The 14011-nt window shown below is 65.7% G+C and carries 10 protein-coding genes and 1 tRNA gene; 5 read left to right on the plus strand and 6 right to left on the minus strand.

The features are described from left to right. Positions 1-51: 51 nt before the first annotated feature. Together ASF88_RS19270 and ASF88_RS19275 are read left to right on the plus strand one after the other, a co-directional pair. Positions 52-1665, plus strand: a complete 1614-nt coding sequence (locus ASF88_RS19270) for a cytochrome b (protein WP_055922674.1) — start codon at positions 52-54, stop codon at positions 1663-1665. Beyond that, complete coding sequence (locus ASF88_RS19275; RefSeq protein WP_055922677.1) at positions 1631-2017, plus strand: hypothetical protein; 387 nt, start codon at positions 1631-1633, stop codon at positions 2015-2017. Before ASF88_RS19270 ends, ASF88_RS19275 begins: the two co-directional genes overlap by 35 nt. Here the strand turns inward: ASF88_RS19275 and ASF88_RS19280 are convergent. From ASF88_RS19280 to ASF88_RS19300, 5 genes are all read right to left on the minus strand, one after another. Next, entirely contained in the window at positions 2014-3909 is a 1896-nt protein-coding gene (locus ASF88_RS19280) for a DUF2207 domain-containing protein (protein ID WP_055922680.1), read from the minus strand. The genes ASF88_RS19275 and ASF88_RS19280 overlap by 4 nt on opposite strands. Positions 3910-4158: 249 nt before the next feature. Then, positions 4159-5742, minus strand: a complete 1584-nt coding sequence (locus tag ASF88_RS19285; RefSeq protein ID WP_162242596.1) for an FG-GAP repeat domain-containing protein — start codon at positions 5740-5742, stop codon at positions 4159-4161. 281 nt (positions 5743-6023) lie between these two features. After that, positions 6024-6094: transfer RNA gene (locus ASF88_RS19290), tRNA-Gly, on the minus strand. A gap of 190 nt (positions 6095-6284) precedes the next feature. Then, entirely contained in the window at positions 6285-6941 is a 657-nt protein-coding gene (locus ASF88_RS19295; protein WP_157498435.1) for a hypothetical protein, read from the minus strand. Between the two features lie 52 nt (positions 6942-6993). Further along, positions 6994-8040 carry a ComEC/Rec2 family competence protein gene (locus tag ASF88_RS19300; RefSeq protein ID WP_055922689.1) on the minus strand — a complete coding sequence of 349 codons (1047 nt, stop codon included), beginning with the start codon at positions 8038-8040 and terminating at the stop codon, positions 6994-6996. A gap of 440 nt (positions 8041-8480) precedes the next feature. Here ASF88_RS19300 and ASF88_RS19305 point away from each other — a divergent pair, with 440 nt between their 5' ends. The 3 genes from ASF88_RS19305 (at position 8481) to ASF88_RS19315 (ending at position 10942) form a co-directional block, all read left to right on the plus strand. Next, on the plus strand, positions 8481-9782 hold the full coding sequence (locus ASF88_RS19305; protein ID WP_055922692.1) for an AAA family ATPase: 1302 nt from the start codon (positions 8481-8483) through the stop codon (positions 9780-9782). Between the two features lie 95 nt (positions 9783-9877). Next, positions 9878-10378, plus strand: a complete 501-nt coding sequence (locus tag ASF88_RS19310) for an RloB family protein (RefSeq protein WP_162242597.1) — start codon at positions 9878-9880, stop codon at positions 10376-10378. Between the two features lie 162 nt (positions 10379-10540). Beyond that, on the plus strand, positions 10541-10942 hold the full coding sequence (locus ASF88_RS19315) for a hypothetical protein (protein ID WP_157498436.1): 402 nt from the start codon (positions 10541-10543) through the stop codon (positions 10940-10942). Positions 10943-10955: 13 nt separating this feature from the next. On the opposite strand, the gene ASF88_RS19320 is transcribed toward ASF88_RS19315, so the two are convergent. After that, a complete protein-coding gene (locus tag ASF88_RS19320; protein ID WP_055922699.1) occupies positions 10956-13640 on the minus strand; it encodes an AAA family ATPase in 2685 nt (894 codons plus the stop codon). Positions 13641-14011 lie beyond the last annotated feature (371 nt).

Below are 14011 nucleotides of genomic sequence, written 5' to 3' on the forward strand. Positions count from 1 at the left end.
GATCCTCATCATGGGCGGCGGATACGCCGGGTTCTACGAGGGAAGTGCCTGATGCGCGCCGATCGCAGGCCGCGCCGGTCGCTCACCGAATCGATCGCGGGCGCCGCCCGGGAGTCCGGGGCCGGTCGCCGGCTCGCCGCCGCCCGCGCCGAGCTCGCCGGCCGCCGCGTCTCGTTGCACTGGTCGAACCTCTTCGGCGTGGTCGCTCTCGCGTGCGTGGTCGTGCTGATCGTCACCGGCCTCCTGCTGATGTTCTGGTACGCGCCGTCGAGCCAGCGCGTCACCTATGCGGGCTCGTACGCGCCGCTCGCCGGTCAGGAGGCCTCGGCCGCCTTCGTCTCGATCCTGCACACCTCGTTCGACATCCCCGGCGGACTGCTCGTGCGGCAGGCGCATCACTGGGCCGCCCTCCTGTTGCCCGCCACGATCATGGTGCAGCTCGCGGTCACCTTCTTCACGGGCGCCTTCCGGCGTCGTCGCGGCTCGTGGCTGGTGCTCTTCGGGCTGCTGATCGTCGCGCTGGCGGGAGGCTGGAGCGGCTACGCCCTCCCGGACGACATGCTCTCGGGCACCGGTCTGCGGATCTTCCAGGGCATCCTGCTGGGCATCCCCGTCGTCGGCACCTGGCTGTCGTGGCTGTTCTTCGGTGGTGAATTCCCCGGCCGGATCATCGAGAACCTCTACCCCGTGCACATCGCCGTCGTCCCCGCCCTGCTGATCGGGCTGTTGTGGCTGCGCGCCCGGCTGGCCTCCCGTCAGGAGCCGACGCGCTACCCGGGCGAGGTCGGTGTGCCGGCGTACCCGAACGCGGCGGTGCGGGCCGGAGGCCTTTTCGCGATCGTCACCGGCCTCCTCGTGCTGGTGGCGGCGACGGTGACCATCGCTCCGGTGTGGCTGTTCGGCCCGTCGTCGACAGGCGATGCCTCGGCCGGCAGCCAGCCGGACTGGTACACCGGGTTCCTCGACGGCGCCCTGAGGCTGGTGCCGCCGGGCTGGGAGTTCGTGTGGCTCGGCCGCACCTGGACGCTCGCGATCCTCGTGCCCCTCGCCGTCGTGGGAGTGTTCCTGCTCGCCGTCGCGGTCTATCCGTTCTTCGAGCAGTGGGTGCGCGGCCCCGGAACGGACGACGCCCTGCTCGACCGCCCGCGCAACGAACCGACGCGCACCGCGCTCGGCGTCGCTGGCGTCGTCTTCTACGGCGCGCTCTGGGGCGCCGGCAGCGCCGACCTGGTCGCGACGCACTTCAGCATCGGCCTGGAGTCCGTCGTGCACGCGTTCCAGGGGCTCGTGGTGCTCGGTCCGGTCGCGGCGTTCTTCCTCACCCGACGGGTCTGCCTGGCATTGCAGAAGAAGGACAGAGGGTTGCTGCTGCACGGCTACGAAACCGGTCGGATCGTCCGGCTGCCCGGCGGCGAGTACGTGGAGGTCCACGCGCCGGTGCCGGCCGACGGGCGACTGCAGCTCGCCGGCCCGCGAACCGTGCCCTCGGTCGTCGTGCGGCCCGACCAGCTCGGGAGGGTCCACACGTGGGACCGCCTTCGAGCGCGCCTCGCGCGGGCGTACCTCGAAGACCGGCTCGAACCAGCCGCGCCCGGACGGATCGGCGCGGCCGCGGAGAGGGACCGTGCCGATGAGGCGACCGCTGAACGGGCCGGAGCGGCCTGAGCCCGGCCCTCGTCTCGTCGCGGAGGTCCTGCGTGCCCTCCAGGCGGACGGCGTCGAACCATTGAGCCGCGTCATCGGACCGCATCCACGCGTCGTCGTCGACATCGGTGAGGAGCCGCGGGCGTGGTGCGCGGTCTCCGGCTTCAGTCCGGGACCGGCCGATGCGGCCGCACTGAGCTGGGAGCTGCGTTCGGTGAACGGCGCCCCGGGAGTGGTGGGGAGCCGATCGGGGAGGGTGATCGTCGTCGCCGTGCTCTCCGGGATCGTGGGTGACGTGACGGACATCTGGATCGTCGCGAACCCCGACAAACTGCGGAGGTGGAGAGCCGGCTCCGTGGACGATCGGCTCTAGACGCCGCCGCCCCCGCCTCCGCCGCCCCCGCCTCCGGAGAAACCGCCGCCTCCGGTGCCGCCCGACGACGAGCTGCTCGCCATCGTTGTGCTGGAGGATATCCCGCTGACCATCTGGGAGAGCACGGCGGCGTTGAACGCGGTCTGACCCGAGTACCAGCCCGGCGTCTGCCCGGTCTGCTCGTAGAACCTCCCGAGCTCGGCCAGCCACTTCTTCTCCTCGCCGAAGAGCACGGCCCACGGCAGGAGGCGCTCGGTGAGCTGGAGCATCTCGCGCGGGTCGTCGACGGCGACCGTCACGCGCTCGGCGCCCTGCGGCGATTGCAGGTAGCGGATGCGGTCGGCCTCGGCGAGCTCGATGTACATGCGCAGCCCGTCCACGTACTCCCGGAGCGTCGTTCCCGTGCTGGTCAGGGGCGAGCGCGAGAGGAGGATCGCGGTGACGACGAAGAGCACCACGGAGCCGAGGAGGATCCCGAACGGCCAGGCCCCTCCGTAGACCCCGACGATGCACAGGATCGCGCTGACGACGGCGAGCACGGTCGCGCCCAGCCCGGTGAAGAGGAGCGCCCGGATCGGCCCGCGCGGCCCGGAGGTGCGGTACCCGAGCCCGGTGGTGTCTTTGTGCACGCGCTTCAGCAGTGACTGGATGGCGCGCGCGACACGCGAGTTGGAGGAGCCGAGAGCGAGGGTGTCGCCGGGCGCGGGCGGGTCGCCGAACAGGGCCTTCAGGAACTGCAGTTCGTCGGTCGTCGGGTGCGGGTCTCGCAGCGCCTGACGACCTGTCGCCTCCGTCGAGACGAATTCGAGCGTGTAGGAGGGGCGGCCGAAGAAGCCTTTGGCGGCCTCCAGCACTCGCACCCGGCCCGACACGGCGAGGTCGAGAGTCTGCGCCGGCACGGCCTTCTTGCTGAGTCCGGTGACGTCCGCCGCGAGCAGCAGCCCCTCCTTCGGCGGGACGTACTCGGGGATGATGATGCCGCGCCCCGGAGCGTCGCGCAGGAAGCGCACGCGCACGACGACGGCGCCGATCACCGTTAGCAGCACGATGAGGAGGCCGGCGACGGCCGCGTAGCCCCAGCCGGTGTCGAACAGCCCGTCCGCGCGCGCCGTGAAGGTGCCGGGAGCGAAACCGATCGCGAACGTGAGGTTCTCGCGCGGCCCGAGCTGCTCGGCGCTGAAGCGGTACCCGTCGCCCGTGCGCTCGACGGTCGCCTTGTCGGTGGAGCCCTGCACGCCTCGGTAGGCCGAGGCCTCCCCCTGCAGCGCCCCGGCGAGCCCCGGGCCGAGGTGGACGGTGGCGGTGACGCGGTCGAAGGGCTGCGCCCATTCGGTGCCGTTGGCGTCCCAGTAGAACTCGTCGTCGCCGGTGTCGGCGAAGTAGCGCGTGACGTTGGTCTGCCGGTACGTGATGACGTAGGTCTGGTCGCCGTGCACGAAGTCCTTCGCCGCGATCGTCAGCGACAGGATCCCGCTGTCGGACTCGCTCGTGTACGGACGCGGGGCGCCGTTCTCGTCGGTGACCGACACGACCTGGAGGCCGGTGGGATGTCCGTCGTAGTCCTCGACCAGCTCGCGCCGGATGCCGTGGTTCTGATCCGTCTCGGGGAAGCGCGCCACGAGTGTCTCGACCGTTGTGAGCGTCGAGTGCCCCGCCGCATCGCGGCCGAGTCGGTAGTCGCCGTCGAAGCTCGCGAACGTGAAGTCGTCGACGCCGGTGGGGGCGAGAGCGGTGATCGGAGCGCGGTCGGCAGCTCCGGCCACCGCAGGCGCAGCTGTTGCTGCCACGGCGCCGCCGGCGATGACCAGAGCGCCCGCTGCCGTGGCGAGCACGGCCGCGATCAGCCTCCCGGCCCGCCCGCGCGGGCGCCGGTCTCGTTCGCGGACTCCCACCTGCCCCGCCGTCCTCCGTCCGTCGGACGGTTCGGTTCGGCCGCCGGCCGGCCCGGCAGCATGAGTCCCATCCTGACACGGTGGGCCGACAGGGAACCTTTTCGCGGCACCGGACATAACAGGAAGACGTCGCGAGCGGGGAGGGCTCTATTCGGCTGCGACGTCACGGGCCGCGCGTCGCTTCGGGGGGAGCAGGCGCGCGGCCCGAGGCTGGACTGAAAGGAACAGAAGCCATCTGGCGGCCGACTCTCACTGGATGAGGAACTGCATCGTCTGCCAACCCGAGCCGATCTGCGTCTCCTGCCCGCTTCCCAGCGGGTCCTTGTTGTAGATGAGCTTGCCGGTTCCCGAGATGTCCGCGTAGACCACACCGACGGACCCGCGGCCTTCGTAGTCTCCGATCGACCAATCGAGTCGCCACCCGGTCGTGGGGACTCCGTGGTCCTGCGCCAGGCTGACACTGCGGACGAACGGTGTGCTTGCGCCGGCCGGTGTGCGGTTCGGATCGACGGACGAGCCCTCGACGGTCAGGTCCGCGTACCCGTCGCCGTTGAAGTCTCCGGCTGCGACCCCACCCCACGACGGGAAGTCTTCGCCGGTGAGGCGCACGCCGGAGCTGAAGGGGCGGTGCAGCGGATCGGTCGCGTAGTGGTTCAGGTATAGGTAGTTCGCCCCGTCCTGGGTGCCCGCAATGATGTCGGCGTAGCCGTCACCGTTGACGTCACCCACCGCGACGCGGAGGAACGGTAGCCATCCACTTCCGATGACGGTCGGCGAGGTGAACGGCACCTTCCCGGGGTTGCTGCCGATGTTGTTGTAGTACGCCCACAGCGCGCCTGTCGAGGTGACCGCCACGACGTCCGCGTAGCCGTCGCCGGTGAGGTCGCCCTCAGCCGTCCATTGGATCGGCCCGTTGTTCAGCCAGCCCGACCCGATGACGCGTCCCGTGCTGAAGGGGACATGGCCCGGGTTGGTCTTCACACCGTTCGCGTACATCCAGAGCTGGCCCGTCGTGTCGACGGCCAGGAGGTCGGCGTACCCGTCACCGGTGAGGTCTCCGTCATGCGTCAGCGCGGGTCGCTTCGCCGCCTTCGCGATCGCGGGGCAGTCGTCGGCGAAAGTCAGTTGTCCGCTCCCGACCGCGATCCCCTGACTCGTGGTGCCGACCGAGTACGTGGAGGATGTCAGTGGCGCGAGGCTGCTCTTGTCCACGGTCTTGTCGAACGCGATTGCCCCGTTCGCGTCGGCGGTAGCGTTGACGTACGCGGCGGCGCCCGGCATCGACACGGAGTACGGCTCGCCCGGCACGAATCCCGTGAGCGTGCCCGCCACACGCACCGAGGTGGCGCTCACCCCGCCCGGGGTGAGGTACCTCGTGTCGCACACGTATCTCGCGGTCGGCGTCCCTACCGCGTTCACCGCGCTGGCACACGCATTGCTCGTGTAGATGCGGCCGCCGAAGGAGGTCGTACCCTGCATCAGCGTCGCCGTGTACTGGGCGGAGGCGATGAACCTGTCCGTCAGGGTCTGGTCCACGGACGACGTGCCCTGGTCGTCCGCGACGAAGGGAACGTCGTCGAGGAGCTCGGAGTTCATGGACACCGCTCGGAAGTGGAGGTCGTACGTCGCCCCAGGCGTGAGATTCGTGAACTGCGCTGTGACTCGCATCGCCGTGTAGTACCCCTGGTGCAACGATCCGCAGTCGATGACCGTCGCGAGCGATGTGGCCGTCGGGCGGGTGACGGCCGATGCGGGCCCAGCTCCCAGCACCACCGTCGCTCCCACGACCATCGCCGCGACCAGCCCGACCAAAACACGCAGACTCGTGCGCACGACATCCCCCTCGTCGACCGGACGTCTTGATGCCGGCGCACGACTCAGAATAGGGGCACGCCTGCCTGGCGCTCCACAGAAATCGGGAACCGGAGTACGCCCCCGTTCGGGTGGGTTGCCCGCATGCATGCAAGCCGCCTGCCGCATCAACGACCCGATCCCTCCCAGCGGAGGACCGGGCCAGGAGCCACAAGTCATCGGTCTTGAGATTCAACTGTCGCGAACCGGCGACATCTGTGCGCGAACTCGATAGCGCAACTAGCTCAAGAAGTGACTAACGGAGCGAGTGACGGGAATCGAACCCGCGCTATCAGCTTGGGAAGCTGAAGTTCTACCATTGAACTACACTCGCGCAGCCCGGAATTCCAGATAAACACTGGGAAGTAGGGCTGCGGCCCAGACTACCCGCTCAATGGTTCTTGGCCAAACTCACCGTTTACTCACCGCTTTGAAATTGCTGAACCTTTAGCCGTCGGGTCGGTTGTAGTGGCGAAACGACGATGGCCGCCTCTCGGGGCGGCCATCGCAATCGACGCAGGGAACTAGCGAGCGGGACGTGCAGCTCGCGCTGTCGTGATCACAGTTCGAGCTAAATGGTTGCTGAACGTCTCTGCTTGGACCTTGACCCAGTTGTCATTGACTGCGAACGCCCAGAACAACAGCAACGCAATGTGGCCGAGAAGGACGACGAGACCTACGAGTGGGACCGAGGTGAAGAACAGCACGACGGCGTTGACGGCCAACCCAGCGAGTATGACTCCGACCGCAGCACCCTTCACGGCACAGGTGTTTCTGCGGAAGCCGTACCGAGCGTTCTCGTGTCGGACGATGGACGCGTCTATCCCGTCCCGGCGGATCACACTGATCGCCAGATCGACCGCCTCGCGGTACCGGGTGTCGGCCTGCTCTGGGTTGGAAGCCTCCTCCGCAGCGGTGGGGAGATTCTCACCGGTCAGCTGGCAGATCGCCTCCCGCAGCCGTCGACGCGATTCGGTGTCCCCGCTGTCGCGGTGACGCAGCGCCCGCGTCGTCGGCAGCCCATCCCACTCGGAGACGAGGCGTTCCTGCAGAAGTCGCCCTCTGCCTCGGACGAGTTCGTTCGCGACGGAGATGATGCCGACGACCCCGAGGGCCGGGATGCTAATCCCGACCCACGGCGTGTTGACGAGGTAGAGGACAAATAGCAGCAGCGGCAACATCAGAACCACTGCTGGCGCAGTCCTCGCCTGCAGGGTGTAGCTGTCGAAGCCGCTAATCGTCTTCCTCCAGGGGGCCAATCCCGGTGATCGGACCCCAGCCGTCCCGCTTCGTTCCGGGCGACCAGTAGGCGATGGTCTTCCCCTCGGTGACATACACTCCCGCGCCACGTCGTCCCAGCGCGTTGGTGACCTTCGGCGACGGGTGTTTCTCGGAGTTCTTCGCGCTGCTGATGTAGGCGTCGGTCTTCCGGAACCCGTGGTCGATCGGTCCGAGAATCCGGTCGAGGATATCCGGGCCGACGTTGCGATGGCTTCCGTGGTGAGGTGCCTGGAACAAGTCGAGCGGGTATGCGCTGAATGCTCCGACGTGTGCCTCATACTCGTCCGCTGCCGCCTCGAGCGAAGGGATGCCGGCGTCTCCGGTGAACATCAGCCGCTTCCCATCGACCTGGAGGAGCGTGATTACCGAGCTCTTGTTCCGGGGGCTGGTTTCGTCGGAGTTTGTGAGCGTCTCAGACGGGTACAGTGCACGCACGCGCTCGAGGACCTTGACGCCCTTGGTAAGCAGGCTGCCGAAGAACGATGTCTTGCGAGCATCAGCGACACCGGTCGTGACCTCGACGATCGCCTCTGCAAGCAGCTCGTTGTAGTAGTCCAAGCTCGGCCCGAGGATCCGAATCGCGCCGCCGAAGCGCTCTGCCCCGGCGTACGGCTCCGTTACGGTGACGCCGAGTTCGATGGCCTTGTCGTAAACCGCGACGATCTTCTCGTAGTTGCCCAGCTTGTCGGCGTCCCGGTAGTGCTTCCACGGCAGGTGAATCATCAGCTCGTCGACACTGCAATTGTCGAGCAGGGTGAGGAGACCGTTGAGGTGGTCTGTGTCCGGATGGGTAGAGATGACCAGGTCGACGTGGGTGGAGCCGTAGTACTTGCGGATGTGGTCGGCGAGGTTCTCACCGATGGCAGTAAACCCGCCGTCGATGACCACTACGGCCTGCCGGCCAAGCGCTGCAGAGTCGAATCGCATGGCGATCGCGTCGCCGCTCTTGGAACTGTCCCCGTCTTCGTTCTCAACGGGGAGGAAATCAATCTCGTGCACTTTCGTGCCCTTCTCGTGTGTGCGCGGATGGCCGCGCGGGGGTTTGATTTTGGACGCGCGGGGTCACCGCACGCTGACTCGCCGGGGGCGCCTTTCGGGTGCGCCGGTCCCAGCGGTGTCCTTTCCCCTGTCGTGTTGCGGTGTGGCGGATAACACGAGAAGTAGCGAGTTGTCTACTTTCCGTAAGACCCTTGGGGGTCTTAGAGTCGTAGATGTTTCTCCGACAGAGACATCTAGACCCCGATCCACCTGAGCGCCTCGAGCCGACAGGTCGGTCGGGGTTCTCTGGTTTCCTGGAGGCCCAGAGGCCTCAGGGGTACCACCAGTATATCAAAGGGCGCTGACAAAACCGTGTCCCCATCCGATTTCGGCGTGTTTCTCGTCGATTCTGCGCATTTTTAGTACCGAAAACCGGTACTATGGGGGTATTAGGGAGAGCAATGCTTCTAGGTTTCAAGGTCAGCAACTTCAGGTCGTTTAGGGATCCCGCGCTCCTCTTGCTAACGAGGTCTGGTCGAGTTGAGGGTGAGGCTGGGGGGTTTCCCGATCCGTCGATCGCCCCCGCCGTGGCGATCTTCGGGCCGAACGCATCCGGCAAGTCGAACCTCCTCCGGGCGATATCGACGATGTTCGGGATGATTCAATCTCCTACCAGCGACGGCGATAGCGGCTTACCTTTCTCGCCGTATGTGCTGGGAGAGGAGCCAGGGGCGTTCACCCTGTTCGAGGTAATGGTGAGGATTGACGGCGTCCGTCATGACTACGGATTCACCTACGACGCTGATCGGATCCTTAGCGAATGGCTTCGGTCGTGGCCTAAAGGCCGGCAACGTACCCTCTTCGAACGCGACGCGAACGACGCCGACGGGTGGCGCTTCGGCGACACGCTTACCGGTCAGAACGCTGCGCTTGCTCGGGCAACCCGCCCTAACGCGCTCTTCCTATCGACCGCGAGGCTGCTGCAGCACGACATCCTTTCTCCGATTCAGCAGCACTTGGCAACGCTCGTGCGGACGATCACATCTGAGAACCTCCCCGGCTTGATGCAGGACACGCTTCGATCGCTGAGCGAGGATCCGACGCGAGCGGGACGAGTGATCAAGTTGATGAGTCGCGCTGACCTTGGCGTCGTCAACATGACAGTCGAAGAGGACGTGATGCCTGATGATATTCGCGAAGCTGCCCGAGCGTTCTACTCGACGTTGATGCCAGGTGCGTCACCAGAGGAAATGGACGAACGGTTTGGTCTCAAATCGCTTGCACCGCGTCTTAGACACAGTGGCGCTGGCCGCGAGGTTGCAATTCCATTCTCCTGGGAGTCGGTTGGAACGCAGAACTTCCTCGCTTTACTCGGTCCGATCCTGGACCGGCTGGAGTCTGGCGGTGTCTTGGTTGTTGACGAAATCGACACAAGCCTGCACCCAAGGCTGGTCGCCGAGCTCGTTCGCCTATTCCAGTCGCCCAAGACGAATCCGAATCAAGCCCAGCTGGTTCTATCCACGCACGACGTCACCATCATGATGAACACCGGCGTCTACAACGTCCTAGAACGGGACCAGCTCTGGTTTGTAGAGAAAGACTTTGCTGGCGCGAGCGTGCTACGTGCTCTCTCGGAGTTCAGTCCACGCCGGAACGAGGTGTTCAGCCGCAACTATCTCAATGGGAAGTACGCAGCGATACCTCGAATCGATCAGCACGCGTTCTTGGATCTCTGGGATGAAACGGGTGAGCTCGAACCGTGATTCCCCCCGCCCAGGACCTCGCTCGCAAGGCCCCAAGTCGCGAACCGAGGTCGTTCATCCTCGTGCTGTATGAGCGTCCTGTTCATGAGGAGTATGTGCAGTGGGTCAAGCAACAGACGCACCACCATCCGATCGCCCTGGAACCGATGCCCACGGACGATCCGCTCAAGAACATTCGGTTTGCCCGTGAACGCGCCACGATCGCGCGCGAGCAGGGCGCGGCGTATGACGAGGTCTGGTGCGTGTTCGATCGACTACCTGACGGGGTTGCTGAACTCGTGGCGGATAGTTCCGAGCTTTCTGGTGTCCGGCTTGTAGATAACAGCCCCAACTTCGAATTATGGCTGCTGCTCCATTTCGCGGACTTGGCTCCGGGAACTGGTCCTGACGTTCAACTCGTCAAGTTCCTCCCCGGCTATCAAGGAGCGCTTGCAGGCGACGAGTCTGCGCTCCAAGGTCGATACGACCACGCAAGGTTGCGTGCGACGGCGCTTCCGCCTTCTCACGGGCACACCAATACCTTCTCGCTCGTCGATTCGGTGTTGCAGTCCTACGAAGACTTCAAAGGCGACCGCCCAGCGACTGTCGACCTCTAACCCGGCTAGCGGGGTCTGCCGGCTCCCGAGTGCCATCCATTCCTTGCGTTTCGACCCGCTTCAGGTGGTGTCTTGCGCCAGCCTTCAGCCAAGGCTTCGATGTATTGACACCGCGGCTGGTGCCTCAGTCCGGGTGACCGTGGCGTCGGGCAGACTGGTGGGGTGGAACGTGAGCCTCCGGCGCCGAGGCCGTTTGGGGTCTCGGCCGATGAAGCGGTCGAGTTGTGCCGCGAATGGATGATCTACCTGGGCGCGGTGGACACCGTCGCGACGCACGATCCCGCCCGCCAACTCTGTGACCTCTACAGTTCCCGGTACCTCGCCTGGGTCGATAACGGACGGGGGAACCTGGATATCGATGCGGTGGAGAATGCTGCGAGGCTAGCGTCCTCCGATGGCCGGCAGGCGTTGATCTTCGTGCGAGGGGGAGTTCGACCGGTGGCGCAGCAACAGGCCGATGCCCTGGGCGTGGCGATCCTCTGGTACCACGCTGTCGACGCAACCCTGGCAGGCGCGAGTCGACCCGGTCTTGCGGTCGTGGCCTCAGGGCTGAGGACGGGCTAATCCGTCGTCCAAGTCAGAGGCGCAAGGAAGGCGATGGAGCTTCGCTCGCGGTCGAAGCTCGTGTCGGGTCGGTGCGGGACGCTCGTGTGAGCTCACGGCGGGCTGCGATCCGGGACTTCTCGAGCGTCTCTTCTCGGGGCTGGCGCTGCATGGTCTCGGCCAGCTCGGTGAGTGCGGTGCGGGTGGTTCCCGCGATGACGACGGCTTCGTTTCTTCCTCGGCCGCGGGTTAGACCGACGTAGAGGCCGGCAGCGTCGACGCCGGGGCCGACGATGGATCGTTCCGTGGTTTCCCCTTGGACTCCGTAGACGGTGCTGGCATATGCGAGATGCAGGTGGGATCCGGCGTACTCGTGGGTGATCTTCTTCAGGTGAGTCGAGTCGGTGAGGCTAGTCAGAAGCACGTGGTCTTTGGTGATGGCCTTGATGGTCCAGGTCTGGCGGTTCTCCACCCCGGAAGTGCTGTCGTTGCGTCGAGTCTGAACGACGTCGCCCACAAAGCACGGCTGATCAGCCTGAGCGAGTACCTGACGTTCAGTTGCGAGGTCGCCGGACGCGATGCGCTGAGTTTGGATGCTCTCGTTGATCTGTTGCGCTTCGGCATGGGTGGCGGTCACCAGGGCGATCGTCTGCCCGTGTCGGGTCGCATCGAACCATCCGTCGACCATCATCTGCCGGGCGTCGCCCTCCGTGGTGACGGACGTGACATGCCCCTTTTCGATTAGCTCGCCTGCGATCCGCTGTCCTTCTTCGGCACCGTCGGCGTCGCGGAGTCGCAACGTGAGGTCGGCCCAATCGGGATCACGGAACCGATGGATATTCGTGAGTTCGATCCGGCCGAAGGCTGCGGATCGGAACAGGGCCATGGCGCCCGAGTGTCCGACGGGGAGGGCTTGGTAGTCGTCGCCGACGACCGCGATAGTTGCTCGCGTGCGGTCGATGACGTCCAGAAGAGCGTTTGCGGCTTCGAGGTCGAGCATGCCGGCCTCATCGACCACGATCCGGTCACCCGGGCGGATCGCGATTCGAGGGCCTCGATACTCGGCTCCGGTCGTTGGGTCGATAGCTCCGGGGAGCAGTCGCGTCCACTCCGTGCTGCCAGAGGTGCTCGTTGTCCACCGCCATCCGTAGTCGTGAAGGAGCTGGTGGAGGGACGAGGCGGAGCTGTTGGTTTCCCGGCCGGCGACGGTAGAGGCCTTCTTGGTCGGAGCGACGATGATCATGTTGTGTCCGTGCCGGCGAAGCGTGGCTCCGGCGACCTTGAGCATGGTGGTCTTACCCGTCCCTGCTGCGCCGGTGATGGAGACGATCGAGGCTGTGCCGGCAAGTGCGGCAGCACCATCGCTCTGGTCACCATCGAGGACACGCTCCGGGTCGAGCGCGTGAGCGATCGCCGTGATCTCGCGGGTTGGGACGGCATCTCCGGGTGCTGCCATCGCGTCGATCCGGTTCGCGAGAGTAGTCTTCACGACAACCGTTGCGATGGCCATCCGATGCTTGACGTGCTTCGGCATATCAGGCTCGTTCAGCAACGTCACCGTACAAGTGCTCGCAGCAGCCTCAGAGACCGCGTCAACAGTTGCGGCAAGCTCAGTGCGTTCGGCCAGAACCCCAGAGGCCGCGATCGCGCGAATGGCGCCGGCCCGGATGTCCATGTCGCTGAATCGGCCGCCCGTGCCAGTCGATCGGGCATCCGCGTCAACGACTGCTCTGGCCGCGAGAAGCTCCAGATCCAGGTCGTCAATCAAGACCGCAGCAAGACGAGCGGGGGAGCGTGTTTGCCTGATTCTCGGGTCCGCCGACTTCAGCTCGTGGCGGATGAGCTCGGTCCAGTCGGCTTCGTCCAGGTCGCCCGGCTTGTTCGGTCGGGCGGCCGCCCACGCCCACCGGTCGATCTGGTTCACAACGTCGTGGGAGGGCTCCTGGCCGGGGTGGCGCTCCTTCCACCAGGCGGTGCGGGCGATCTTGTTGGATTCGATCTGCGCGGACCGCTTCGACAGCGGCCGCACCAAGTGCTGCAGTTGAGCGACCTCGCCATCCTCGTCGAGGGTGAAGCCTTTCGCGGCGAGAGCAGAGATCCATGCCGGGTCGGTGCGAGAGGCGAGGTCTCCTTCGGCATTGATCACGTTCTGGAACCGCAACGCCACCCTCGTGTCGATGTTCGACCATTTGCCGTCGACGCCTTGGACTTTTACGTTCAGCCAGAGGTGCCGGTGCTTGTGCGGATCCAACGACCGCGAGCGTTCGTGGCGGAGCTCCATGACGTCGATCCGGGCCAGGTCTTCGCGGATGGCGCCCCCTTTGCCGCGGCGGGCGTTGAGCTCGGATTGCCACAGCTTGATGATTCGGTCGCGGAGGCGGTCTTGCAGGTCTTCATAGGCGGCGGCCAGTTCCGGGTCGAGCATGGCAGCAATCGAGAACGACTTCGGGGCGTTGATCGTCGCATCCAGAATCAGGTCCGCGACCGGGGACTCCAGGTCACGTCCCCGACGTTCCCCGGTGAGCGGGTCGAGGCCGTCAACCCACGCTTTGAGCTGGTCGCGGGTGAGGAGATCGTCGCGGATCGCACCGTTCTCGACGATGTACCGGGTCATCACCGCGTCGGCGTAGCCTGCGGCGGCAATCACCCCGTCGGCGGTCTTAGCGGTGAGGGTGGCGTCACAGACGCCGCTGAAGGCGTAGTTGACCGCTTGCTTCACCCCGTGGGACTGCTGTCCCCGCTTCCATCTGGCTACTCCACCTCGCACCTGCACTCACCTCCCACTTATTTCGTCTCGGTCTTCTCGAAACTGGGCAGTCTTGTCCTTTTGAAAATGACTTCCTCTACTTGTTACTTCCGGTTCGGCGGGCGTTTTGGCGCGCAGGAGGCGCGCACCCGCATTCCTCCCGGAGGTCGCTCCCTCCCCGGCGGACAGTGAATGGCCGGATCGGGCCTGTGTTTCTGGGCGTTTGAGCGGGCAATGCCCTCTCACCTGTGAATTCGCGGCCCGCAACGGTTCTCGCGAGCACATCGATTGCAGATTCGTACGTCTCGCCGCGGCGGCGGCCCACGACAGAGCCACCCGACCGC

The sequence above is a fragment of the Leifsonia sp. Leaf336 genome, assembly GCF_001423695.1.
Classification (GTDB): Bacteria; Actinomycetota; Actinomycetes; order Actinomycetales; family Microbacteriaceae; genus Leifsonia.

Bases quoted from the DNA above. Each gene is read 5' to 3' on its own strand.
- ASF88_RS19275 (WP_055922677.1), top strand. From the start codon at position 1,631: ATGAGGCGACCGCTGAACGGGCCGGAGCGGCCTGAGCCCGGCCCTCGT.
- ASF88_RS19270 (WP_055922674.1), top strand. From the start codon at position 52: ATGCGCGCCGATCGCAGGCCGCGCCGGTCGCTCACCGAATCGATCGCG.
- ASF88_RS19305 (WP_055922692.1), top strand. From the start codon at position 8,481: ATGCTTCTAGGTTTCAAGGTCAGCAACTTCAGGTCGTTTAGGGATCCC.
- ASF88_RS19295 (WP_157498435.1), bottom strand. From the start codon at position 6,941: ATGTTGCCGCTGCTGCTATTTGTCCTCTACCTCGTCAACACGCCGTGG.